Source organism: Rufibacter psychrotolerans (assembly GCF_016924645.1).
In the GTDB taxonomy this organism is placed as follows: Bacteria; Bacteroidota; Bacteroidia; order Cytophagales; family Hymenobacteraceae; genus Nibribacter; species Nibribacter psychrotolerans.
In genome coordinates this window covers 102,399-125,438 of the sequence record NZ_JAFFJV010000016.1, presented here as the reverse complement: position 1 = coordinate 125,438, position 23,040 = coordinate 102,399, and the positions used below count along the sequence as shown (strand labels likewise).

The 23,040-nt window shown below is 54.5% G+C and carries 23 protein-coding genes; 15 read left to right on the top strand and 8 right to left on the bottom strand.

Annotated features, from left to right (window positions below; translation table 11 throughout):
* Positions 1-115: 115 nt before the first annotated feature.
* The 3 genes from JT718_RS16060 to JT718_RS16050 form a co-directional block, all read right to left on the bottom strand.
* Positions 116-580 (bottom strand): MaoC family dehydratase, encoded by a 465-nt coding sequence (locus JT718_RS16060; RefSeq protein WP_205503739.1) that lies wholly within the window; start codon positions 578-580, stop codon positions 116-118.
* 279 nt (positions 581-859) lie between these two features.
* Entirely contained in the window at positions 860-1,855 is a 996-nt protein-coding gene (locus JT718_RS16055) for an OmpA family protein (protein WP_240337133.1), read from the bottom strand.
* Positions 1,856-2,131: 276 nt separating this feature from the next.
* Positions 2,132-2,845, bottom strand: coding sequence for an OmpA/MotB family protein (locus JT718_RS16050; RefSeq protein WP_205503738.1), 714 nt, complete (start codon positions 2,843-2,845; stop codon positions 2,132-2,134).
* Positions 2,846-3,499: 654 nt separating this feature from the next.
* Here JT718_RS16050 and accD point away from each other — a divergent pair.
* The 3 genes from accD to JT718_RS16035 all read left to right on the top strand — a co-directional run bounded on the left by accD (position 3,500) and on the right by JT718_RS16035 (position 6,156).
* On the top strand, positions 3,500-4,396 hold the full coding sequence (gene accD / locus JT718_RS16045) for an acetyl-CoA carboxylase, carboxyltransferase subunit beta (protein WP_205503737.1): 897 nt from the start codon (positions 3,500-3,502) through the stop codon (positions 4,394-4,396).
* Between the two features lie 192 nt (positions 4,397-4,588).
* Entirely contained in the window at positions 4,589-5,305 is a 717-nt protein-coding gene (locus JT718_RS16040) for a YiaD family glycine zipper/OmpA-like lipoprotein (protein ID WP_205503736.1), read from the top strand.
* Between the two features lie 239 nt (positions 5,306-5,544).
* Positions 5,545-6,156, top strand: a complete 612-nt coding sequence (locus tag JT718_RS16035) for a hypothetical protein (RefSeq protein ID WP_205503735.1) — start codon at positions 5,545-5,547, stop codon at positions 6,154-6,156.
* A 78-nt stretch (positions 6,157-6,234) separates the two neighbouring features.
* Here JT718_RS16035 and JT718_RS16030 read toward each other — a convergent pair whose 3' ends face one another.
* Both JT718_RS16030 and JT718_RS16025 read right to left on the bottom strand, forming a co-directional pair.
* Entirely contained in the window at positions 6,235-6,873 is a 639-nt protein-coding gene (locus tag JT718_RS16030; protein ID WP_205503734.1) for a DUF2238 domain-containing protein, read from the bottom strand.
* A gap of 118 nt (positions 6,874-6,991) precedes the next feature.
* On the bottom strand, positions 6,992-7,711 hold the full coding sequence (locus JT718_RS16025) for an MBL fold metallo-hydrolase (protein ID WP_205503733.1): 720 nt from the start codon (positions 7,709-7,711) through the stop codon (positions 6,992-6,994).
* A gap of 212 nt (positions 7,712-7,923) precedes the next feature.
* Between JT718_RS16025 and JT718_RS16020 the strand changes: the two genes are divergently transcribed.
* The 10 genes from JT718_RS16020 (at position 7,924) to JT718_RS15975 (ending at position 16,796) form a co-directional block, all read left to right on the top strand.
* Positions 7,924-8,523, top strand: a complete 600-nt coding sequence (locus tag JT718_RS16020; protein ID WP_240337132.1) for an endonuclease III domain-containing protein — start codon at positions 7,924-7,926, stop codon at positions 8,521-8,523.
* 708 nt (positions 8,524-9,231) lie between these two features.
* Positions 9,232-10,212 (top strand): radical SAM protein, encoded by a 981-nt coding sequence (locus tag JT718_RS16015; RefSeq protein ID WP_205503731.1) that lies wholly within the window; start codon positions 9,232-9,234, stop codon positions 10,210-10,212.
* A gap of 290 nt (positions 10,213-10,502) precedes the next feature.
* Positions 10,503-11,024 carry a gamma carbonic anhydrase family protein gene (locus tag JT718_RS16010; protein ID WP_205503730.1) on the top strand — a complete coding sequence of 174 codons (522 nt, stop codon included), beginning with the start codon at positions 10,503-10,505 and terminating at the stop codon, positions 11,022-11,024.
* A gap of 63 nt (positions 11,025-11,087) precedes the next feature.
* The gene (locus JT718_RS16005) at positions 11,088-11,588 is read left to right on the top strand and encodes a hypothetical protein (RefSeq protein ID WP_205503729.1); all 501 of its coding nucleotides are present in this window, start codon (positions 11,088-11,090) and stop codon (positions 11,586-11,588) included.
* Positions 11,589-11,677: 89 nt separating this feature from the next.
* Complete coding sequence (locus tag JT718_RS16000) at positions 11,678-12,208, top strand: GNAT family N-acetyltransferase (RefSeq protein WP_205503728.1); 531 nt, start codon at positions 11,678-11,680, stop codon at positions 12,206-12,208.
* A 183-nt stretch (positions 12,209-12,391) separates the two neighbouring features.
* Positions 12,392-13,030 carry a class I SAM-dependent methyltransferase gene (locus JT718_RS15995; RefSeq protein ID WP_205503727.1) on the top strand — a complete coding sequence of 213 codons (639 nt, stop codon included), beginning with the start codon at positions 12,392-12,394 and terminating at the stop codon, positions 13,028-13,030.
* A gap of 73 nt (positions 13,031-13,103) precedes the next feature.
* A complete protein-coding gene (locus tag JT718_RS15990) occupies positions 13,104-13,649 on the top strand; it encodes an STM3941 family protein (protein ID WP_374729172.1) in 546 nt (181 codons plus the stop codon).
* Positions 13,646-14,446: an alpha/beta hydrolase gene (locus JT718_RS15985; protein WP_205503725.1), complete on the top strand. Its 801-nt coding sequence runs from the start codon at positions 13,646-13,648 to the stop codon at positions 14,444-14,446. Before JT718_RS15990 ends, JT718_RS15985 begins: the two co-directional genes overlap by 4 nt.
* A 266-nt stretch (positions 14,447-14,712) precedes the next feature.
* On the top strand, positions 14,713-15,597 hold the full coding sequence (locus JT718_RS15980) for a glycosyl hydrolase (RefSeq protein WP_205503724.1): 885 nt from the start codon (positions 14,713-14,715) through the stop codon (positions 15,595-15,597).
* 260 nt (positions 15,598-15,857) lie between these two features.
* Positions 15,858-16,796, top strand: coding sequence for a glycosyltransferase family 9 protein (locus JT718_RS15975; RefSeq protein WP_205503723.1), 939 nt, complete (start codon positions 15,858-15,860; stop codon positions 16,794-16,796).
* Positions 16,797-17,136: 340 nt separating this feature from the next.
* On the opposite strand, the gene JT718_RS15970 is transcribed toward JT718_RS15975, so the two are convergent.
* Positions 17,137-18,525, bottom strand: coding sequence for a Coenzyme F420 hydrogenase/dehydrogenase, beta subunit C-terminal domain (locus JT718_RS15970; RefSeq protein WP_205503722.1), 1,389 nt, complete (start codon positions 18,523-18,525; stop codon positions 17,137-17,139).
* Positions 18,522-19,604 carry a polysaccharide pyruvyl transferase family protein gene (locus JT718_RS15965; protein WP_205503721.1) on the bottom strand — a complete coding sequence of 361 codons (1,083 nt, stop codon included), beginning with the start codon at positions 19,602-19,604 and terminating at the stop codon, positions 18,522-18,524. The genes JT718_RS15970 and JT718_RS15965 overlap by 4 nt, the downstream gene beginning before the upstream one ends.
* 366 nt (positions 19,605-19,970) lie before the next feature.
* On the opposite strand from JT718_RS15965, the gene JT718_RS15960 reads away from it, so the two are divergent.
* Both JT718_RS15960 and JT718_RS15955 read left to right on the top strand, forming a co-directional pair.
* Entirely contained in the window at positions 19,971-20,573 is a 603-nt protein-coding gene (locus JT718_RS15960) for a histidine phosphatase family protein (RefSeq protein ID WP_205503720.1), read from the top strand.
* Between the two features lie 254 nt (positions 20,574-20,827).
* Complete coding sequence (locus JT718_RS15955) at positions 20,828-21,112, top strand: hypothetical protein (protein WP_205503719.1); 285 nt, start codon at positions 20,828-20,830, stop codon at positions 21,110-21,112.
* A 485-nt stretch (positions 21,113-21,597) separates the two neighbouring features.
* Here the strand turns inward: JT718_RS15955 and JT718_RS15950 are convergent, their stop codons facing one another.
* On the bottom strand, positions 21,598-23,025 hold the full coding sequence (locus JT718_RS15950) for a glycoside hydrolase 5 family protein (protein ID WP_205503718.1): 1,428 nt from the start codon (positions 23,023-23,025) through the stop codon (positions 21,598-21,600).
* Positions 23,026-23,040 lie beyond the last annotated feature (15 nt).

Here is a 23,040-nt window from a genome sequence, read left to right as displayed (position 1 = left end):
AAACTAATATACAAAAATGAACCACCCTTTGCTATGGATTTTACAGCGTTTAGGTAAAATCAATGCAAAAACGGGTGGTTCATGCCAGGCCGGGGCCTGTTAATAAGGGGAAATATTAGTTGAAATGGTACAGGAACGTGATGATGCCCGTGAAGGCGGGTTTCTTGCTGCCTTCTATTTCCATGGTTACCTCTAGCCGCGCCTTGATCACGCCCCGCAGGTCTTTGGCCGAAAGAAGCTTCACGCGCAGGCGCAAGGCGCTGTTTACCGCCACGGCCTGGTTAAACCTGAGGCTCTCAATTTCATAGTTCACCTGCATTTTGAGGTTCTCAATGGAGATAATCTGCCCCCACAGGTAAGGTAGGAGCGATACGGTTAGGTAGCCGTGCGCAATGGTGCTCTTGAACGGCGACTCAGTGGCCGCCCGCTCCGCGTCCAGGTGAATCCACTGGTGGTCCAGCGTGGCATCGGCGAAAAGGTTGATTTGCTCCTGGGTGATGGTATGGTAGTCTGAAACGCCTATTTCGGTGCCTTCATAGTGCTGAAGGTCGGCAAAGCTGCGGATGGTGATCTTGCTCATGGAAACAATATAATTGGGTTAGCGTGCCCTCGGTCATAGCTAAGGGAGGGCGGTTAAAGGTAGCCTCTTTTCCTTGATTGTAAAAGCAGGCCAGCAGGAGAAGCAGAGGGGCGCCGTTACCAGGCTCCGCACCGGGGCAGCAGTAGCTATTGTATGGGGCAAATGCCAGACAAGGTAAAACCCAAAACGCCGGCTCTGGGAACCGGCGTTTTGGGGAGTATCTTCAGAAAACAGGCCGGAAACGACAAAGGCCCCTTAGCGGTTTTCTAATACGTTGGCTTAGTTGGCCTCCAAGATCTGGAACAGCTCGTCTAGCTTCGGCGTGAGGATGATCTCGGTGCGGCGGTTTTTCTGGCGGGCATCGGCGGTTTTGGCCGCATCCAGCGGAACGTTGTCGGCGCGGCCGGAGGGCGTGATTTTGGTGCCGGCCAGCCCGGCGGTGGTAAGAATGCGGGTGATCTCGGTGGCGCGTAGCACGCTCAGGTCCCAGTTGTCTTGCATGCCGGCAGTGCCCCGGGCCACCGGAACGTCATCGGTGTGGCCTTCCACCAGCACGTTCACGTCTTGCTGGTCTTTGAGGGCGGTGGCGAGCTTACGGAGGGCATCCTGGCCTTTCACGTCTACCTTGGTAGAGCCCGACTTGAACAGCAGTTGCTCAGAGAGCGACACGTACACCTTGCCGTTGCGCACATCCACCGAGAGGTCTTTGCTGTTAAAGCCCAACAGGGCGTTGCTTACCTTGGTGCGCAGCGCGTTCACGGCTTTGTCCTTCTCGGCCAGGATGCGCTCCAGTTCATTGAGGCGCTCTTCGCGGGCTTTTAAGTCGGTGCTCAGCTGGTCCAGCTGGGAGCGGTTTTTGGTGAGGGCGTCGTTCAGCTTTTTGAGTTCATCTTCGCGGCGGGCCAGGTCTTTGGAGAGCTTGGATGACTCCAGGGCGCTGTTGGCCATGAGCCGGTCGTGGTTTTTGATGAGCTTGTCATAGGTGGTGCTCAGGTCGGCGTACAGGCCCTGGGTCTTGCGCAGGGTGCTGCCCAGCAAGGCCGTGTCGGCGGCCAACTGGGCGCGGTACTCGGTCAGGTCGGCCACTTGCCTGGCCAGGTCGGTGCCTTCTTTCTTTGATTTGGAGAGGGCGCTCTGGGCATCGGCTTTCTCCCGTTCCAGCCGTACTTTCTGGGCCATGAGCGCATTGTATTTCTTGGTGGTGGTGCAGGAACCCAGTAGGCAGGTGCCTAGCAGGGCTACGCCGGCGTACCGGATAAAGTAGTTTTTTGACATGGCAGAACTTTATAAAGTTAAATAAGCAGGTTCAAAGGGTGGTGGTGTTTTAGGGTTATGGGTGGGACAAAACTGCCCGGTGCACCCCGGCTTTCTGGAGCGGGGTGGCTTGCAAAGATAGTCAGCAGCGCTTGCTGGCCAAATATAACCCGGTGTTTTAGAGCCGTCTGGCCCAAAAAAGCCCCAAAACAAAAGAAGCCGGGCAGAGGGCCCGGCTTCTTTGATTTATGCTATTTGAACAGGCACCCCACTCGCGGAAGGGCCTGAGGAAAGCCGTTACCCGTTGGTCTGGATCAGCTTCAGGATCTTCTCAAAGTTAGGGGCCAGGATGATCTCCGTGCGGCGGTTGCTCTGGCGCGCCTCAGGCGTGCGGGTCATGGCTACCGGCGTGTACTGGCCACGGCCGGCCGGAACCACCATCTGCGGCGGCACCCCGTTGTTGATGAGCAGGCGGGTGATCTCAGTGGCGCGCAGCACGCTCAGGTCCCAGTTGTCTTTGTAGGTCACGTTGCCAGAGGCCACGGCTACGTCATCGGTGTGGCCCTCAATCATGATCTCGGTGTCGCGCTGCGATTTAATGGCGGCGGCCAGTTTGCCCAGGGCAGATTGTCCGTTGGGGTTTACCTTGGTGCTGCCGGTGGCAAACAAGAGTTTCTCTGGCATGGTCACGTACACTTTTCCGTCGCGGATAGAAACGGTGAGGCCCTGCTCCTCAAACCCTTTCAGGGCTTCGTTCACAGAGGCTCTCAGCTCATTGAGAATTCTCTCTTTCTGGGCAATCTGTTGTTGGTACTGGGCCAGTTTGGCATCACGGTCACGCAGATCAGCGTTAGCTTGTTCCAGGCTGCGCTGTGCCGCGGCTTTCTCTTGTTCCAGCGCATTTTTGCTTGCTTCCAGCTCTTTGTATTTCTTAGACGACACACAAGAACCAAGGACAGCTACTCCCAGGATCAAGGCAGCGGCGGAAGAGGCGAAACGTGTTTTCTTCATAGGTTGGTTATTAGCGGTTATAAAAGGGTTTTAGTGACAATGGTAAGGCTCATCAGGAGCAAAGGCGGTTCTTTGCAGAACTTGCCAGGGAAACGGCTACAAATAAAGAATAATTGCCCTTGCAAAGCTAATTTACTTTTGCCCGCGTGCAAATGGCTGGCCTGCTGTGCGTTAAAAGCCGTATAAAAATAAGGGTTTTCTTGCAGAATTCTTACACGCAGCCTAGGTTATGTGATAACATGGCAAGAGAGTGCAAGTGCCTGTTGCCAAAGTGCTACCCCCCTGGAGCATTGAACCAGGCGCCGCGCCTGGGCAACGCCGCAAAAATGCACCGGCCGGAACTGGATACTGCCCCTGGGCGAAAGCCTGTTTTGGCGGAGTTTTCAGGAAAAAGGGCCCGAAACGCGTGTACCAAAAAGGGCTTTCTTTTGCGGCCCTATTTGCGCCTTGGGCCTGGCTGGGGCAGTCCGTTCCTAAGGGGCCACAACAAAACCTGGCCGCGCGAGTACACCCCTGGGGGACTGGAGCAAACAGGGTTTTGTGCCGCAGAGTAGGGTGCTTCCTTTTCTTTTTTATCTTTGCACGGTTATCAGTAACTGCTTGCGGTTTCCCCACTGGAGGCTTCATTGTTGAAAAAAACCTTTAGAGCATCATATGGCTTGGTTTAAAAGAGTAGAAAAAGGGATCGTCACCCCAACGGAGCAGAAAAAAGAAACCCCCGATGGTCTGTGGCACAAGTGCCCCGAGTGTAAGACCGTCATCAGCACGGCAGAGCATAGGCAACAGTTCTATACCTGCCCCAAGTGTGACCACCATGACCGCATCAACTCTCATGAGTACTTTGAGATTTTGTTTGACGGCAATGAGTTCCAGGAGCTGGACGAGAACCTGAGCTCCTCAGACCCGCTCCACTTCGTGGACACCAAACCGTACCCAGACCGCATTGCGGCCACCCAGCGCAAAACCCAGCTGAAAGACGCCGTGCGCACCGCGCACGGCAAGAACAACGGCCTGGACCTGGTGGTGGCCTGTATGGACTTCAACTTCATTGGCGGCTCCATGGGCTCTGTGGTGGGCGAGAAGATTGCCCGCGCCATTGACTACAGCCGCGCCCACAAAATCCCGTTCCTGATGATCTCCAAATCGGGCGGAGCCCGCATGATGGAGGCCGGGTACTCCCTCATGCAGATGGCCAAGACCTCGGCCAAGCTGGCGCTCCTGAGTGAAGAGAAAGTGCCGTACATTTCCCTGCTCACTGACCCCACCACCGGGGGCGTGACCGCCTCGTTCGCCATGCTGGGAGACTTCAACATCTCTGAGCCGGGCGCCCTCATTGGCTTTGCCGGACCGCGCGTGATCAAGGAAACCATTGGCAAGGACCTGCCCAAAGGCTTCCAGAGCGCCGAGTTTGTGCTGGAGCACGGCTTTTTGGACTTTATTGTGCACCGCAAGGCCCTGAAACAGAGAATTGCGGACCTGATCACCATGCTGCAGCCCGCAGAAGTGCCGGTTCCTGAGGCAGTAAGCGGCAAAGCCGTACCGGTGAAATAAGCCCCTGCGTTGAATAAAAACGTATAAAAGACCTGGCCCCAACGCCCGGTCTTTTCTTTTTCTAGTCTGGCACGATTATTATTGCAGTAGAATCAGAAAGAAGGCCCTGCTGAACATTTTGTGGATAATTCAGTATGTACTTCCGATACTAACCAACTTTAAGCTACGTTAACACCCAAAAAAACAAAAACTATGAAATTTTTGAAAGGAACATTCACTGCCCTGTTAGTAGGAAGCTTATTCTTCTCTTCCTGCAAGTCTACTCAAACGGCTGGTACAGATACTTCCACCACCCAGAAAAAAGGCATGAACAAAACCACTAAAGGTGGCCTGCTGGGCGCCGGCGGTGGGGCTGTGCTGGGCGGTATCATTGGTAAAGCCACTGGTAACACCGCCCGTGGGGCCATCATTGGGGCCGCCGTTGGGGGCGCCACCGGGGCCATCATTGGTCGCCGCATGGACAAGCAGGCCGAAGAGCTGGAGCGTGAAATGCAGAACGCCCAGGTAGAGCGCGTGGGCGAGGGCATCAAAGTAACCTTTGACGCTGGCCTCTTGTTTGCCACCAACTCCGCTGAACTGCAAGGTAACTCCCGTGCCGATATCCAGAAACTGGCCGAGACCCTGAAAAAGTACCCCGGCACTAACGTCTTGATTGAAGGCCACGCCGACAACACCGGTAACGACGCCATTAACCAGCCCCTGTCTGAGCGCAGGGCCCAATCGGTGGCCAACTACGCCATTTCGTTGGGCGTGGAGCCAAGCCGCATCCAGACCCGTGGCTATGGTTCAACCCAGCCCGTAGCCGACAACTCCACTGCCGCCGGCCGTCAGCAAAACCGCCGGGTAGAGGTGGCCATCTTCGCCAGCGAAGAACTGAAGAAAGCTGCGGAGCGCGGCGAGATCAAATAAGCAAGATCCACAATAACGCTTACAAAAGGCTGGCCCCAGGGCTGGCCTTTTTTGTTTTTGGGCGGGTTGTATGAAGGGTAAGGCCAGGCTGAAAATGGGCCGTTTCTGGGAAAACGTTCTAAAACCAACCGGCCCCGGAAGGCAGGAACAAGAGGCTTTGGCGGCGCGGGGAGGCAGGTGGCGGGGCTAACCTAAGCGGTTGGTTCGCGTTTAGGGGAAGGTACCAACGGTTTGTAGCGATGGATAGAATTAGCAAAGCCCTCTTCTTCCTACCCTTTGTGTTAGGCCTGGGAAGCTGTGAAAAGGTAAAGGACAAAGAAGCGGTGGCCAGCCTGCCCCAGACCTCGGTGGAAGACACCTTGGTGCTCACCCCAGACACCCTGGAAATAGACACCGCGCTGACCGAGGAAGGCGCCATTGACGTTGAGGAAGACCTAACCTCAGAAGAAAGTTCGGAAGAGACCGGTGGCCCGGCCGCACCTCGCTCCAACTCCGAGGGTACCCCATCAGAACTGGTAAGCGGTTCCGGCGGAACTTCAAAAGCCACCACTGCCACTTCTAGGTCGGCAACTAGTAAAACCTCCGCCGCTAAGAAGAAATATGTAAGGCCCACTCAGAAGCAGTTGCAGCAGGCCCTGGCCGTAGATGCCCGGCGCTCTAACCAAATGAGCTTGCCCCAGCTGAAGAACTACTGGCAGAAGCGGCAGCACTATTACCGCAGGGCCTCCAAAGAAGTGAAGTACGTGTCTGGCCCCACCAAAATCAAGATCTCCCCTGAGGAAACCAAGATAGAAACCCGCCTGGGCAAGGTGAAAATTGAAGGCAACGACGTGAAGATCAAGCACGATTAATTCTCGCCTGCACCCGGGTAAACCAATAGCCACCAGATGGTTTCAGGGCTGTTTTCTCTAAATGGCCCTCAAAACGGCCTAGCGCCGTTGCCGCTTGCGGGTGACCACCACGGCAAGAATGGCGATGAGCGCCCCCAGCAGCGCCAGGGCAATGTCTTTCTGGGCGTCCCACACATCGCCCTGGGTGCCCAGGTACGCCATGCCCTTGGTGGGGAAAAACACATCGGCCACGGCCCACTCCAGCAACTCGTACACCGCGCTCAGGCTCAGGGTCAGGTCAATGGGCAACACATAGGTGAAGAAAGCCCGCATGCGGGTGGCGCGCCAGAAAACCTCGTGCATGGGGTAGGCCAGCAGAAAGCCAAAGTTGAAGTGCACCAGCCGGTCATAGTGGTTGCGCTCCAGGTTGAATTTTTCCTGCATCCAGAAACCGAAGGGGTTCTCTGCGTAGGTGTACTGGCTACCGTACACGTGCAGCATCATGAACAGGAACATGCAGGTATAGCTGAAGTCTGAAAACCGGAAGTACTTGTAGAAGCTTACCAGAAAGATGATGGCCGTAAAGGTGAGCGAGTTCTCCATCCACCAGTTCTTGAGGTCAGACGTGTGGAAACCGGCGTACGTCCAGAATACCGCGAACAGGAGCACATAGGCAATCAAAAGCGGATTTTTACGAAAACTTGAGAATTCCTGGTCTGTGGCGTAAGTGAAGGTCATGCAGGTCTGGGCTAAAAGCTATACAAGATAGCACGTGCAGGATTGCGCGCCTGGGGGAGAGCGCCGGCCACTCCTGGGGTACTTGCTTTTGAGGGATTATGGGGTAGTTGGGGAAGAACTAATGCACGGCATCCTGGTACACGGGGGTCAGCAGTAGTTCTGGGTGGTGGTACACCAGGGGGAACGGGTTGTCTACGGGGTTAGCGGTGGGGTCACAGTGGTAGCCGTAGATGTGGTAGTCCTGGGCCAGCGGAATCAGTTTCTTATAGTAGGTATGCGCCGTGTTCTGCTCAGAGAACGTGATGTCATGGAAAACCGTGGTGGCCTTGGGCGGCAGGCCCCGCAGGTTGGCGAACAGGGCCTCGGGCTGGCCAATGTCACCGGAGTAGACCAGGCGCTCGCCGTTCTCCTCAAAGATGTAGGCGTACGTTTGCAGGCGCTCGGCGTGCAGGCCAAAGGTGTCAATAGCCGTAATGCCCGGCAACTCTGAGAGGGGCATAAAGTCGGCGTACTTCTCGGGCTTCTGCAGTTGCAGTCGCAGGAACTCGTACAGTTCATCGCGGAAATCATCGTCGGGGTAGAGGATGGTGGGGCGGCAGTCGGGGTTGAAATAGTGGCAGTGCAGCAACACGTTGGCCAGGCTGCCGGTGTGATCGTTGTGCAGGTGCGTGAGCAGCACGTACTGCAGGTCGCGGGTCAGCTGGTGCTGCCGCAGCACCGGGTACACCGTAAAACCGCAGTCCAGCAGCAGGGTGTTGCCCTTGTATTCCACCAGGGCGGCGGAGTTGCCATAAGCGGTGTCAAAGGCGCCGCCCGTACCCAAGAACTTAAATTTCATAGCCATGAAGCAAACTTGTTATCATTCCTGACGCGCGTTGATGAAAGAAATCCTTACGTAAACTTTACCATTGAGGGCTCGTTTAGAGGAAGAAATAAAAGACTATGGCTGAAGCAAATCAGCAGCTTTCTCCCCCTGAAAAAATATGGCAAGTTCATATACGGCTAAAAGAAGTTTTTGGTCTACTTTCTGGCCACCCCCGGCGTGATCCCATGCGGGAGCTAATTTCCACCATGCTCTCGCACCGCACCACCCACGCCAATGAGGAGAAAGCCTACTTCCAGATGCTAGAGAAGTTCCCCACCTGGGAGGCCGTGATGGCGGCTCCCGTGGAGGAACTCACCGAGTGCCTGGCGCCGGCCGAGTTCCCCGGGGCCAAGGCCGTGAACATCCAGAAGGCCCTGCGGATCATCCAGCAGGAGCACCCCGATTTCAACCTGGCTTTCCTGCAGGAGCTGGACGTGCCCCAGGCCATGGCCTGGCTCATGGCGTTGCCCGGTGTGGGTTTGAAAACCGCCACGCTGGTGCTGCTCTTCAACTTCCACAAACCCGTGTTTCCGGTAGACACCCACGTGCACCGTATCAGCCAGCGCGTGGGGCTCATCGGCGCCAAAGTCAGCCACGACAAAGCCCACCAGCTTCTGCTGGACATGCTGCCCAAAGACCCCTTGGTGCTCTACAACCTGCACCGCCACCTACTCAAACACGGCCAGAAAATCTGCACCTGGCGCGCCCCCAAATGCGAGGTCTGCGTCTTGCAGGACCTCTGCAACTACTACGCCGAGGTGCGCAGCAAAGGCATTGACCAGTGAGTTGTGTTTAGGGACTGTTTTTTGCAAAACAGACCGGAAACAGGAGTTGCTTTTGGTTGCTGGTGTGGTGCTTCTTTAGGCGTGCAAACCCACTCCTGCCCCTCCCGGGAGGGGAGTATCAGGAAATGCGTTTTAAGAATGATAGAATGATAGGGACAATAATGATAGATTGATAAGGACAATACTCATGCAGATAACTCCCCTCCTGGGAGGGGCAGGGGTGGGTGTACGTATTCTCCACCTTTAGTTATGAAATGCATCTGCTACGTTGCGGTGGATTTGTAACTTATTAGGATTCAATCATGGGGCATGGATAGAGCTAGAGTTCCCCCACAGAACCTCCGCCACCATAAGCGTACCTCAAAGTAACTCCCCTCCCGGGAGGTAGGGCCGTTACGTTCTACATAAAAGCCTTAAACGGCGGAGAAATCCATTGCCGGTCTGACGTAATTTGAGGCAATAGCCTCACTGAAGTTTGTAACTTCAGTTCATTTTAGATCCAAGTAGAAAACTTGAACCAGTCATATTTTTAGAACGTAACGGCCCTCCCTTCAAAGTGGGATGGAATGTGTATAGCGCTTTTCGCTTGTTTTCTGAAAAATGGCTCAGAAACAGTCATGGCGTACGTTGACCTTGCCACCGCTACCGCTTTAATTCCGTAAGCAATGCGTACCTTGCATCGGCCAAGGCCTTCGTTAATGAATCTGCATGCGCTTAATCCATCATCCTGTACTGGCTAATTATTACGTGACGTACCGCTGCAACGCCAAGTGTTCGTTCTGCGACATTTGGGAGAAGCCTTCGCCGTACATCCAGCTGGAGGACGTGAAGCAGAACCTGCGCGACCTGCGCCGGCTGGGCGTGAACGTGGTGGATTTTACAGGCGGCGAACCGCTGCTGCACCGCCAGATTGATCAGTTTCTGGAGGTGGCGCAGGAGCTGGGCTTCATCACCACGCTTACCACCAACGGGCTGCTGTACCCCAAGTGGGCCGAGCGGCTGAAAGGGAAAGTGGATATGCTGCATTTCTCCCTGGACTCCGCTGACAAAACCGAGCATGATACCGGCCGGGGCGTGGCGTGCTTTGATTTCGTGCTGGAATCTATCAAAGTGGCCAAAAACCTGGGCGAGCGGCCCGATATTCTCTTCACTGTCTTCAAGCACAACCTGCACCAGATAGAGCGGGTGTACCAGGAGATCTGCCTGCCCAATAAACTCATGCTGCTCCTGAACCCGGCCTTTGAGTACAACCAGGTAGAAACCGGAGCGCAACTTTCTGAAGCCGAACTGGACTATCTGGTGAAGTTCAGTAAGCAGAAATGGGTGTATTTGAACGAGGCGTTCGTGCAACTGCGGAAAGACGGCGGCAACCACATAAACCAACCGGTCTGTAAAGCGGCCAGCACCACGCTGGTGATCTCACCGGAGAACGAATTGGTGTTGCCCTGTTACCATTTGGGCGCGCAGAAGTTCCCCATTGCCGGCAACCTGTACGACCTCTATAAATCTGAGGAGGTGAAGAAACTGGTGGCGCTGGAAGGCCGCCTGCCCGCCTGCGAAGGCTGTACCATTAACTGCTACATGCAACCCAGCTTCGCCGTGGAACTGAGCCGTTACTGGTGGAAAGCCCTGCCCAGCACCCTCAAATACAACCTCCGGAAAGGCACCTGGAAGAAGATGCTGGGTTAGTCTGTAGCAAGTAGCAGGAAATACGTATCAGGTATTGGGAGCGGCGCACGGGAAAGAATAGCGCTTTGGGGCAGTTTTCAGGAAAACCGACCCAAAACGCATCGTCAGATTTTCATACGCCAGACTTCGGAAAATTCTCTTTTACAGAATGGTGGCTGCATTTCTATTTGAAGCCTGTTTTCAGAAAATCAGCTCCAAAACGGAAGCCATGCCCGAGCAGCTTTTCCGACACACTTCCTATCTTTGATCTATTCCTGATTCTTCATTTACAATTCCTAATGAGATAAGCTATGCCGCTGCTACTTCCCGTGAAAGGTGTCTATCCTGTCCTTGGCCAAGACTGTTTTATTGCCCCCAATGCCACTATTGTGGGCGATGTAGTGCTGGGCGACCAATGCACCGTGTGGTTCAACGCCGTGGTGCGCGGCGATGTGAACCAGATCCGCATCGGGAACAAAACCAATATTCAGGACGGGGCCGTGATCCACTGCACCTACCAGAAAACCGCCACCCATATTGGCAACAACGTGAGCATTGGGCACAACGCCTTGGTACACGGCTGCACCGTGGAAGACAACGTGCTCATTGGCATGGGCGCCATTGTCATGGACAACGCCGTGGTGCAGGAACATTGCATCATTGCCGCCGGGGCCGTAGTGCTGGAGAATACCCTCTGTGAGCGCGGCCACATCTACGCCGGCGTGCCCGCCAAAAAAGTAAAAGCCCTTAGCCCCGAACAGATCGCCCACATGGCCCGCACCGCCGACAACTATGTGCTGTATGCCAGCTGGTTTCAGGATGAGGATAAGTAGGAGTTTAAGGCCTTCCAAAAGCTTCGGGTTCCTGCTTTTCAATTCCATCACCAATGGGCAGGTATGATGCAGCTAAACGGAATTGGGTTAGGGTTATATGATATAGGTTTATATGATGGTGATGGCCAATTTATACATATGAAAAATGTATTAATCCTGACATCTCTGCTACTTTCTTCAATTCCTGCACTTTGTCAAATTGAAGCAGATTCAATCTTTATTTATAGTGATTTCAAACGCGCAGGGACAACGGCAGGTCTACAACATTACCATCGAGACCTCTCTTCCAGGCAAGCTGCAATAGTAAAATTGGGCGGAGCCGAGATAGCCCATTTGAACGCACTTTTTAAAGAAACCAAGGCAAAGCGCTTCTTTCAGCAAAAGCATGGAGGGGAAATATGCTACGCCGTGGTTTGGTTTAAAGGGAATAAGTACAACTATATAATTGAGAGTAGTAACGATTTCGGAAGAATGGTCAATTTGAGCACAATGAGGAAGTGGACTTTAAACGAACCAGAAAAGCTTAAAGCACTACATGATATTATAAAGAAAAACTGGCCGTAACCACACCTAAACGCCCGCCGTTTACATGATTCAGTAATTACAAGTGTGTGAACAACAGATCCCTCTAGAGGGGTGTAAAAATGGAAAGTTTGGCAACCAAAGCAGTGACGCTTAGACCAGCAACTGTGCACGACAAGCGAGTGGTCTATGACTGGCTGGCCCATTCTGACTTGACAAGCGAAATGCTTGGCCCGCCAAATTACCCCGACGCACCCATTCCAACCTGGGAGGAGTTCAACGAAGATTATGTAGACCATTACTTTGATGGCTCCCAACCACACAAGGGGCAATGCTTTATCATCATCCATCATGGGCAGGAGATAGGGCAGATAAACCATAACCAAATTGCTATTTCCTCGCATTCCACCGAACTTGATATTTGGCTAGCTGCCAGAAAGTTCGCAGGCCAAGGTTTAGGAACAGAGGCAGTAAAAATGCTGTGCGCCTTTCTGGATAAAACCTATAACTGCAAGCTCTTTTACATGGCGCCCTCCAGGCGAAATGTACATGCAATCAAAGCCTATGCAAAAGCAGGCTTCAAAGAAACCGATCATCTCCCGTATAGCTTTATTCCTGATTACCACGACACCGTTATCATGAGCAAAACCAGCCAGGAGTGACTCTGGCGAAGACAGAAACCCGGTGCACAAAACAGTTACTCAAAAGTGGCGGTCAATAGGTGTGATGTAGCTTCTTGCTCTATAAATTTTTGCTGGCAGCCGGGGCAAGTGTTTCAAAACGGCTACCTTAAGGCAGCTACAACTCGTTAAAGAACGTCATGCACGCATTAAACAGAAAACAGGATGGCAGAATTCTGGGAATCTAGCTTTCAGGAAAAGCAGACCATGTGGGGATTTAGACCGGCTGCTTCTGCCCTTGAAGCCCTACACTTATTCCAACGCAGTGGGGGCAAGCATGTCCTGATACCCGGGTTTGGCTACGGCAGAAATGCCAGCCCTTTCACGGAACATGGGTTCAAGGTAACCGGAATTGAAATATCAGAAACGGCCATTGCCTTGGCAAAAAAGCGCTTCGGTGATACGGTGAACGTGTACCATGGTGCTGTGAGCGCAATGCCCTTTGACCAGGAGCTATACGATGGAATCTTTTGCTACGCGTTGATTCACTTGCTGAATTCCAAAGACCGCGCAAAGCTGGTCCGGGATTGTTACCATCAACTGAAACCCGGCGGGTACATGGTGTTTGTGGCCATCTCCAAAGAGGATGCCGCTTATGGGCAAGGAGAAAAGGTAAGCAAAGACCGGTTTCTGACCAGGCACGGCGTTACCCTTTTTTTCTATGATGCAGCTTCAGTAGAGAAAGAGTTTGGGGCATACGGGTTGGTGGAGGCTACCCAGATACAAGAATCAGCAACGCCCACCGCGAACAGACCCAGCCAGTGCTTCTGGCGGGTGCTATGCCGAAAAGAAGAAGACCAGTAGTACCTGAAACAAAGGCCATCCATAAACGCACACCTTAGGCAACAGCAACCATGGACAGAATTGAGATTCCGCTGTGCAAGACAAAAGTAGCGCTGGTCATTACCGGGGCCGTAGGGTTTGTGCTGCTAGGGGTACTTTTCTGCATCACGCCCCAAGCCTTTGTTTCGCCCCTTTTCAGAAGTGCTTTTGTGTTACGGCTGGTGGGAGGGCGGCCATCTTGTTCTTTGGGGGAGTGGCGGTGTATGGCGTCAGAAAGTTCTTTGACAAGGCCGTGGGGCTGGTCATTGACCAGGCCGGCATTACAGACAACACCAACGCGGCAAGCGCAGGGCGCATTGAGTGGGCAGACATCACCCACATGGAGCTAGAGCAAGTCATGTCCACCAAATTCCTGCTCCTTTACACCCATCAGCCAGACAAATACCTGAACAGGGCCACTGGCCTGAAACGGAAACTCCTGCAAGGCAACCTGAACATGTACGGCACCCCGCTGGTCATCACCTCTAACACCCTGGCCTGCAATTTTGAAACGCTGGAGGCGCTGCTGCAGGAGAAACTCAGGCAACAGCAGCAAATCCAGCCCCACGCCCAACCCAATTGGCACGCCACCCACCCATGAAAGCAATGGTGTTCACCGTCTTAAAAGTAGGGCTTTTGTTGTATGCGGGCATCTGTGTGCTCCTGTACTTTCTTCAGGAAAAACTCATTTTCTACCCAGAGAAGCTGCCCCAAGACTACCGGTTCGGGTTTCGCCAGGCTTTTGAGGAAATCGGCGTAAAAACGGCAGACAACGTCTTGTTGCATGCGGTGCTGTTCAAAGCAGCGCAGCCCAAAGGCGTCATCTTCTACCTGCACGGCAACGCCGGTTCCCTGGCCTCCTGGGGCGACGTTGCCTCCATTTATACCCACCTGAGCTATGACGTTTTCATGCTGGATTACCGCGGCTACGGCAAAAGCGAAGGGCAGATAAAGAGCCAGAAACAGTTTTTCCAGGATGTACAGACGGCCTACGACCACCTCAAAACCCGTTACCCAGAAAATCAGATCGTGGTTTTAGGATATTCCATAGGAACCGGGCCTGCCGCCTGGCTGGCTTCCCAGAACCAGCCCCGGCTGCTCCTGCTGCAGGCGCCCTACTACAGCCTGCCAGACCTCATGAAACGCTACTTCCCCTGGGTGCCGGCTTTTCTCCTCAAATACCGGTTTGAGACCCACGCCTACCTGCCCCAATGCAGCATGCCCGTGGCCATTTTCCACGGAGACCAGGACGAAATCATTGATTACCGCTCTTCCGTGCGGTTAAAAGGCCTGCTGAAAGCGACTGATAGGTTTATCACGCTCCGGGGGCAGAGCCATAACGGCATGAGCACCCATCCGCAGTATCTGGCAGCCTTGCAGCAGATCCTTGCCCGGTAAAAACGGGCAAGTACGTCGCTTGCCGGGCATTGGGCAGAATCGTATTTTTCCAAGAAGAGGCAACGGGCAGCTTTGTAGCTCGTACTAGGCAATAATTTAGAATCTACGATATTTGGTACACCTAAACAGATAGATTTTGTCGGCTGCCGGGCAGGCCGTTACACCCAAACCACCAGGCTCGCCCCAGCCCCAACCAAGCCACCCAAACCACTACTGCCCGCGGGTGCACCGGTAATCCGGTCCTGCCCCGGGCGAAGTCTGAAACTATGATAGAAGCCGTTAAATTCTGGAACGAACCCAACAACAAGTCGCACTGGGCCTACGAGATTGACCCCGAATGGAAAACCTTCGCCGAGATGGTGAAACTGGCCGCCCAGGCCGTGAAAGCCGAAAAGCCCGAGATTACCCGCGTGCTGGGCGGCATTTCGCCCATTGACCCGCACTTCATCAAGACCCTGGAGCGCCACGGCACCCTGCAGGACCTGGATGCCGTGGCCGTGCACGGGTTCCCGCTGGACTGGAACCTCTGGAAGCTGGACGAATGGCCCGACAAGATCGCCGAGATTGAGGCCGTCACCAACCTGCCCGTGTGGGTCACCGAGGTGGGCATTTCGTCCTTCGGGGCTGAGGAGGTGCAGGAGTTTGGCCTGCGCCGCACCGCCGAGCTGCTCATGGGTCGGGTTGACCGCATTTTCTGGTACAGCCTCTATGATTTGCCGCAGGCCTGGGAGGCCACCACGCGCCACCGCGAAGCCGAAGGTTCCTCGTACTACCGCCACTTCCACATGGGCCTGCTGCGCGAAGACGGCACGCCTAAACTAGCGCACAAGCACTTCGCCGAGTTCACCCCCGAGTTCGGCATCTGCCAGTGGTTCCACTTTGAAGACCATCGCCTGGATGCCGCCGTGAAGCACCTGCAGGACCTGGGCGTGACCAAGCTGCGCACCGGCCTGAGCTGGGCCGACTGGCTGCGCCCTGATGCCGAGAAATGGTTTGACCACGTCATGAAAAAGCTGGAAGGTTTTGACGTAACCGCCACCTTCTGCTTCACGCCCGAGCACAAAGGCGTGCAGCCCCACCACACCAGTCCTCCGCAGAACATTGAAGAGTTCGCAGATTTCTGCGCAGAAATGATGCGCCGCTACGCCTAACCTCAGGCAAGCTTTTCCCATGCATCATGCCCCAGCGTTTCAGGCCTGTTTTGCGTAAACCAGGCCTGAAACGCTGGGCATAGATGGTTCTTAAGGATGGGGTGTGCTGCCACACAGATTTACTACCGTGCGTATGGCAGAAGTACGTCTGTGGTGCGTCTAACCTACTCCTTCAGCACCGCCCTGTTTTGGGCTTCATTTCCTTAAAACAGCCCCAAAACTGAAGTAATCTGCAATTGATAATCCCTGACACACGCGATATGAGCCAAGAAACCCAGGAAGAGGCACCGAATGTGTGGATGCTGAACATGCGCCGAGGCACGTTTGAAGAAGCCTGGAAACACAGCGATGCCGTTTTAAAGGAACGGGCCGGAAAACCCTGCTGGCACTGGCCCCGCCACTTCCAGTACATCTGGGACGGAAGTTCTTTGGAAGGCAAACGCGTGCTGGTGCGCTGCTACCACGGCCTGGGCGATACCATCCAGTTTATCCGGTTCGCGCCCATGCTTAAAGCCATCGCCAAAGAAGTCATTGTCTGGGCGCAGGCACCGTTAATCCCGCTGCTGGAAACGGTGGAAGGCATAGACCAGCTTCTGCCCCTGCACGACGGCACCCCCGAGGTGGAGTACGATGTAGACGTGGAAATCATGGAACTCACGCACATCTTCCGGACTACGCTGGAAACCATCCCGTCCAGGATCCCTTACCTGGAAGTAGAGCCCATGCCGCTTGCCATGGACAAGAGGCGGCTCTCCGTAGGCCTGGTCTGGAAACCCGGCGATTGGGAACCCCGCCGGTCTATCCCGTTTCACTTTTTCGCGCCGTTGGCCGAATTGAAGGATATTCAGTTCTACATCTTGCAGGCCAATGCCGCGGAGAACGGCTGGCAGGAAGGCTTCGGGATCAACCCAGGCGAGTTCAGTTTGTATGACTACGCCCGCGTAATCCGCAGCCTGGACCTGGTGATCACCGTTGATTCCATGCCTGCCCACCTGGCCGGGGCCCTCAACGTACCCGTCTGGACCCTGCTGCACCACCAAGCCGACTGGCGCTGGATGGACCACCGCGAAGACAGCCCCTGGTACCCCACCATGCGTCTCTTCCGGCAAGAACAGGAAGACGACTGGGGGGGGGTGATCCAGCGGGTAAAAGTTGAATTGGAGAAGCTCAAGAAAGAAGTACAAGTAGACAGTATCTGATTTTAAGCCTGTTTTTGTGAAAATAGGCCCAAAACAGTGTGGCTGCTTCTGTGTGAGTGACCCTCACTCAAATCAGTATTGCGGCTTCTTTGTAGATGCCCCTCGCTCGCCTCTGGCGAGTGTGAGTAATCGGGTGGCCTCTGGCCGCCGTGCAGAATGCCCATTTGTGCGAGATGTTCCAAAAGATGTACCCAGCGGCGGGACGCCGCAAAATAACGCACACTCGCCAGAGGCGAGCGAGGGAATTTGTACAAACTCCCCTCCTGGGAGGGGCAAGGGGTGGGTTCGGCAGTGTTGATCAATTCACAAATAAAAAGCGGAGAGTTGCCCCTCCGCTTTTTTAGTGCCCTCTCAGTTGCTTAAACCTGGTCATCATCTCCCCGAACTTGCCCTGGTGATAGGCGAAGCCGTGGTAAGCCGATAAGGTGACTCTAGCCCAGTTGATGTACAGGGTAGGTTTCTGCCACTTGCGGGCCAACTTAAACATCTGATGGCTGCCTTTGGAAATGTAGTAGCGCAGCCGGTAAATGATTTTGCGTTCGCGGGATTGCGAGGTAGCATCTGGCGCTACGCGTTTGCAGGGCTTTACACCATCCTTTGACCACGTGAGCCGGTAAGCCAGCCCTTCGCGGCGTTGCCGGAAACCGGCGGCCTGGGTCTGCTCCACAAATTTGGCGTCTACTTCCTGCAGTTGCAGACGGCCTTCCTGCATGGCGTTTTGAATCAAACTCTCAATAAGAGGAGACCGGGCGATAACCACGTTAGTGCCCCGCCCATCAGACGAATACGGTTCTACCCAGGCATCGCCGAAGGCTACGTCTGCGGTCTCGGAAACCACGTCATCACAATAGTTGCAGGCCGAGTTCATGTAGTAACCCGCGCCCCAGTCGCCATCTGCCAGGTGCCACCAGTCGCGGTTCACGGTTTGGCCGTCCTTCATGGTGAGTTTGGCGGTGTACCAGTTGGCGGGTCGGGTAGGGTCTTTCTGGCGGTATTCCACCTGCTGGATCTGCTCCGCGGGCACGTTCATCTGCCAGGCAAAACTCTCCACAAAGCGGGCGCTCTTCATATGGCCGCAGAACAGCCCCAAGGTGAACTGAATGCGCTCGCGGTACAATGGGTCTTGGTGGCGCAGCAACTGAATGGCCTTGATAAAGCACGGAATGCCCACCACCGCGTAGCGGCCGGGCGTTTCCCGGATCAGACTCAGCACCTCAGACAACTCAATAGGGTAGTAGCGCGACTTGGCGCCTTCCCGCACCTCGGCCTCGGTACGGGCAATGCGGTACCGGAAATAGCGGCCATCTGCCTGTGGGTCTTTGGTGGCAATCACGTGCGCCACGCCGTCAATGAGGCCTTTGCGCATGAGTTCAGTGGCTACCCAGGTCACCATGCCACCGGAGCTGCCCTGCATCCTAAAATCTTCTTCGGCCACGTGGCCTACGTAGTTGCTCTGGAAGCGGCCCAACGCGGCATCCTGGTGCGGGGCGGTGGGGTACAACAGGTTAGCCAAGTAGTCTTCGTTCTTGGCAGCCGGCGAGAAGGGGCAGGTTTGAGTAAACCGCTCCGATCCGCGCTGGTACCAACTGCTGGGGCCCTGGGGTTTCAACTGGCCGTATTCATCAAAGTCCATCTGTACCTGGGGGGCGTGCGCCTGGGCCACGCAGCTGCCGCAGCCAATGCACAAACCCGATTGTACGATGTCTTTGGGGCTCAATACTTCCTTCATGCCAGTTCCAGTTGTTTATGTCTCAAGGCGCGGTCCAGGTATTTGTGGGAGGTTTGGCGCAGGCGCTCAATCTTCTGCAGAATCTCAGCGTCCAGCGGGGTGCTCAGCAAGGTCTGGTACACCTCGGTAGGCGTGCCCTCGGGCAGCAGGTGTTTCTCGCCGCCAATTTTGGACATGAGACCCTGCAACTTATGCCGGCGGTAGGGCGATGACTCGCACACAAACGGTTTGGCGTTGCGCAAGGCAAACACGCAGCCGTGGAAGAAGTTGGTGGCTACGGCCTGGGCGTTGGCCATGTAGTGCGCAAAATCATGCGGATCAGCGGTGATCCACTGCTCATCGGCCCAGTCGTTGCGGTACCCGATGCTCAGCAGGCGTAGGTTCTGTTTCTGGGCCCATTTCTTGATTTCACGGGCAAACGACTCGGTGAAGTTGTGGCCGTACACGGCTACATAAGGTTCTTTCAGAATGTCTAAGTCCCGCGCTTCCGGGGTGATGGGGAACTGCAGGCAGGGGTCCAGCACCATCTCGGGCGTGAAACCCAACGCGTTCTGGATGATGGTCTGGGAGTTCTCGTCGCGCACGGAAATGGCGTCAAAGTTTCTGAGTTTATCGGCCCAGTACGGTTCCAGGCCCCAGGAAGCATCGTAGTTCCCGAAGCTGGCGGCGTAGGAAATCAAGCGCTCGGCTTTCACGCCATCGCCGTAGAACAGCGGGCAGCGGCCGTACCACGGGTGGGTGAGGTTCCAGACTTCGTCGCTGCCTACCACCACTACGTCGTAGTCTTCCATCCCGGCGGGGGTGTCTAACTCAAACTTAGGCGACAGCGGCAAGGTGTCAAACACGGGGAAGAACTTCCGTATCTTGGCGCGGTACAGGGGGCGGTCACTTTCGGGCACGTGGGTGGGCAGCACCGGCTGAAACGCACAGCGCCACTCGGCCAAGTTCACGCGTCTGGATTCATGGTCCAGGATTTCGGCCTCATGGCCGCGGGCCTGAAGTCCTTCGGCCAGGCAACGGGCCTGCCAATAACTCCCGAAATTTATACAGCGGTGAAAGGTCAGAACACCAATTTTCAATACAGGTTTGTGGGTAATCTTCTCCAAGGCTTTTCTGAATTATGTTGATCTTCTGTCTGCGAAGTAGCTAGGAAAACAGCCAGAACATGGGATATGCCAGTAACGTGCTTACTGCTGTATCATGCCAACGGGATACATACGGTTTAGGTTATATACTAAATTGATTTACTCTTTTCCTGCGCCGCTAGCCTTCTATGACCATTGGAAATTTACCTTTTGTACGAAGGCATAATAAAAGAACCTCAAGAATGATTAGGTTCTGGAATATAGTAACTGCCCTATACAACGGATATCACCTCTGTTCCGTTAGAAGCCTCAGCCCCTTTCTTGGGGTATATACTCTCAGAATACCAGTTTCTCAGCTACATGACCAAACTTTTACTTATCAGGCACGCCACCACCAACTCAGTAGGCAAACGGTTATCGGGCCGCACACCGGGTGTTCATCTGAACGAAGAAGGACAAGCCCAAGCCAGTGCTTTAGGCGCACGCCTCTCTGGTTTAAAAATCTCGGCCATTTACACCAGCCCCCTGGAGCGTACCATGCAAACCGCCGAAGCCATTGCCCAACATCACAAACTTAAGCCCATCATCAACGAGGCGTTTCTGGAACTGAATTTCGGGGAATGGACCAACCTGCCTTTTGAGGAGCTGAACGGCAATGCACAATTTCGCCAATTCAACACGTTCAGAAGCGTGGCCCAGATTCCCGGCGGCGAAATGATGCTGGAAGCCCAAACCCGTTTTGTGGCCGGTTTACAGAAACTGTGCGAAAAACACCCCCATGAAACGGTAGCCGTGGTAAGTCACTCTGACCTGATCAAAGCTGCCGTGGCTTATTACGCCGGCATCCACCTGGACATGTTCCAACGCCTAGAAATCAGCCCCGCCTCGGTGAGCTTGATTGAGGTGTACGATGAGACAGCTAGAATCATGGTGATCAATGACACTGGCGCTTTGCCGGTGTAGATTCTCTGGGCTGGGTTTTGGGGCTATTTTAGGGAAAACTGCCTTGAAACGCAGCGGGTGCCATTGCGCTTGTACTGGAAGTAGGTGATGCTTTTATGCTTGTTGGTGATAACACCAACAAGGGCAGTAATGAGCAGGTTTTTCCGCTTACCGAAACTAATGGAAGATCAAGAACACAGAATAAATCCGTTGATATTCCGATTTTTTTGTCTCACCTTCAGGCTCGTCTTGGATTCCTTTAACCTCTAGAAGCTATGGACTTTACAGATTTCAGGAAAAGCCTTTCCGCACCCGTTCCGCCCACTGGAGCTTCGGTGTATTTGCAGGCTTTGTGGTACGATGCCCAAGGCAAGTGGGAAAAAGGGCACGAACTGATTCAGGATGTGCCGGACAAGAATGCCTCCTGGATTCATGCCTATTTCCACCGCAAAGAAGGTGACCTCTGGAACGCTGATTACTGGTACAACCGGGCCGGAAAGAAAAGACCATCTGTTTCGCTGCAGGAAGAATGGGAAGCGTTGGTGGAGGCGTTTTTGTAGCGAGAAGTATGAAATTTTAGGAGCTGTTGCCTCCCTATGTCTTCCTATGGCGCGGAAGTTACTTCCGTGACTTTCGATTAATAGGCACGGAAGTAACTTCCGCGACATAGGATTTCAGTTGGCAGCCCTTTGTACTTTCTGTTCTAAGGCTGATTTTCCTAAAATAGTCCTTAAACAAGAAGCCTAACGGATCAAATGTGTTCCGGATGAAAGCAGACGATTCTTTCTAGTTTTTCCTTCGCTCGCCTCTGGCGAGTGTAAGTTATAGGGCGGCGTCTCGCCGCTATGCTCTTAAACAAGCTACATTTCTGAGCATATTTAAGCACCACAATCAAGCTGAACATTTTTCCTCCACAGCGGCCAGAGGCCGCCTGATGACTCACACTCGCCGGAGGCGAGCGAGGGAACAGATGCCTGATCAACAGAAGTAAACACCCCTCTACGCTCCCCTCAAGGGGAGAATCAATAACACACAGTGAAAACTATTACTCAGGCAATTTACTTACTGCAATCGCCACATCCGTTCTTACGGCGGGCACGATAAAGCAGCAGTAGCCATCCCAGGCCTCGGTCTGGAATTGTTCGCGTATTTTGCCTTCCTGCGTGTTCCAGGTGGTGATCTGGTAGGTTCCGTCCGCTAGGTTGGGGATGTGAAGCTCTACGTCCAGAGGGACAGCGGCGGGGTTCATTAAGCGGTTTCTTTGGTAGAGCGCATCCTGGCGCAGAAGCCACACCACGGCCTGTTGTTCGTCTCCGCAGCCCATCACCGCGAAGGCAGGTTCAGAAGCCTTGATTTCCTGATTCAGGTTCTTGCGTTTGAAGTTTGCCCAGTTAATTAATGGCAGGAAACCTACCATGTTTTTCTGGGCTACACGCATGCCGGGAGTTAACGTGTGCGGATGGCGGTTGGGCCAGCGCATGCCGCCGCCAGCCGCGCCGGAGGCCAGGTGCGCCCATTGAATGTGCCGGAAATACTCATCGTCAAACTCAGGGGCCAGGGTGTGTTTTTTGTCTTTGAACAGGTGAATGGGGCCGTGTTCGCTGTCAAAGAACGGGCGGTTGGCCGGGGCGTGTTCCAGCGCCTCGCGCACCAGTTCGCCTACCTTTATGGCCGAATCTACCGTATTTTTGGGGTAGTCAATGGTTTTGGCATCGTAGAAATGGGTGCTGGCGAAATCCAGAAGCGGGTGCCGGAAAATGGTGTCGGCGGTGTCTGGGTTAGTGTACAGGATGGGCCCGAAAATAGAGACCGTTTGCGGGTGAGAGCGGCCGTACAAACGCATCTCCAGCTCGCGCACGTGCTGGCTCAACTCGGTGGCCGCCGCCGAGAAATTCTCTGAGCTGTTGCCCATGTGGGCGGGGTGCATCTCGTTCCAGAGATCCCAGGCAAACAAGACGCCACTGCCGCCCCAACGCTCTATCACAAACGTAAGGCGGTTTTTGATCACTTCCATGGTGTCTCGGCACAGCAGCCATTGGCCGCGTGCGGCGCAGGGACCGCCCAGTTGTTTGTTGTACGGGTGGTACTTCCACTTAATCCACATCCAGAACGTGTCATAGGGCGTGAGCAGGATGCGCAGACCGTACTTGGCGCAGAGGGCAAAAAGATCGTCCCAGAGCTGGACCATTCTGGGGTTGAACGTGCCCGCCGGTTTCTCAAAGTAGCGATACTGTACCTGGGCGTACTCCAACATGAGCCGCAGACACGTAACGCCGTGCGCCGATAGATAGGCCAGGTATTCTTCTACCGCCTGCAGGTTTTTGCGGCGGAACAGGCCTTCCAGCTCGGGCCAGGTAATGGCATCGTTCTGGCCCACCGGGGTCCAGGGTTGACCGTCTTCGGTGATGAAGTAGGGAGCATCCGGGGCCACCTGAATCCAGGGGAGCGATGCCGGAGAAGTAGCTTGAAGCATAAATATGCCGGGGTG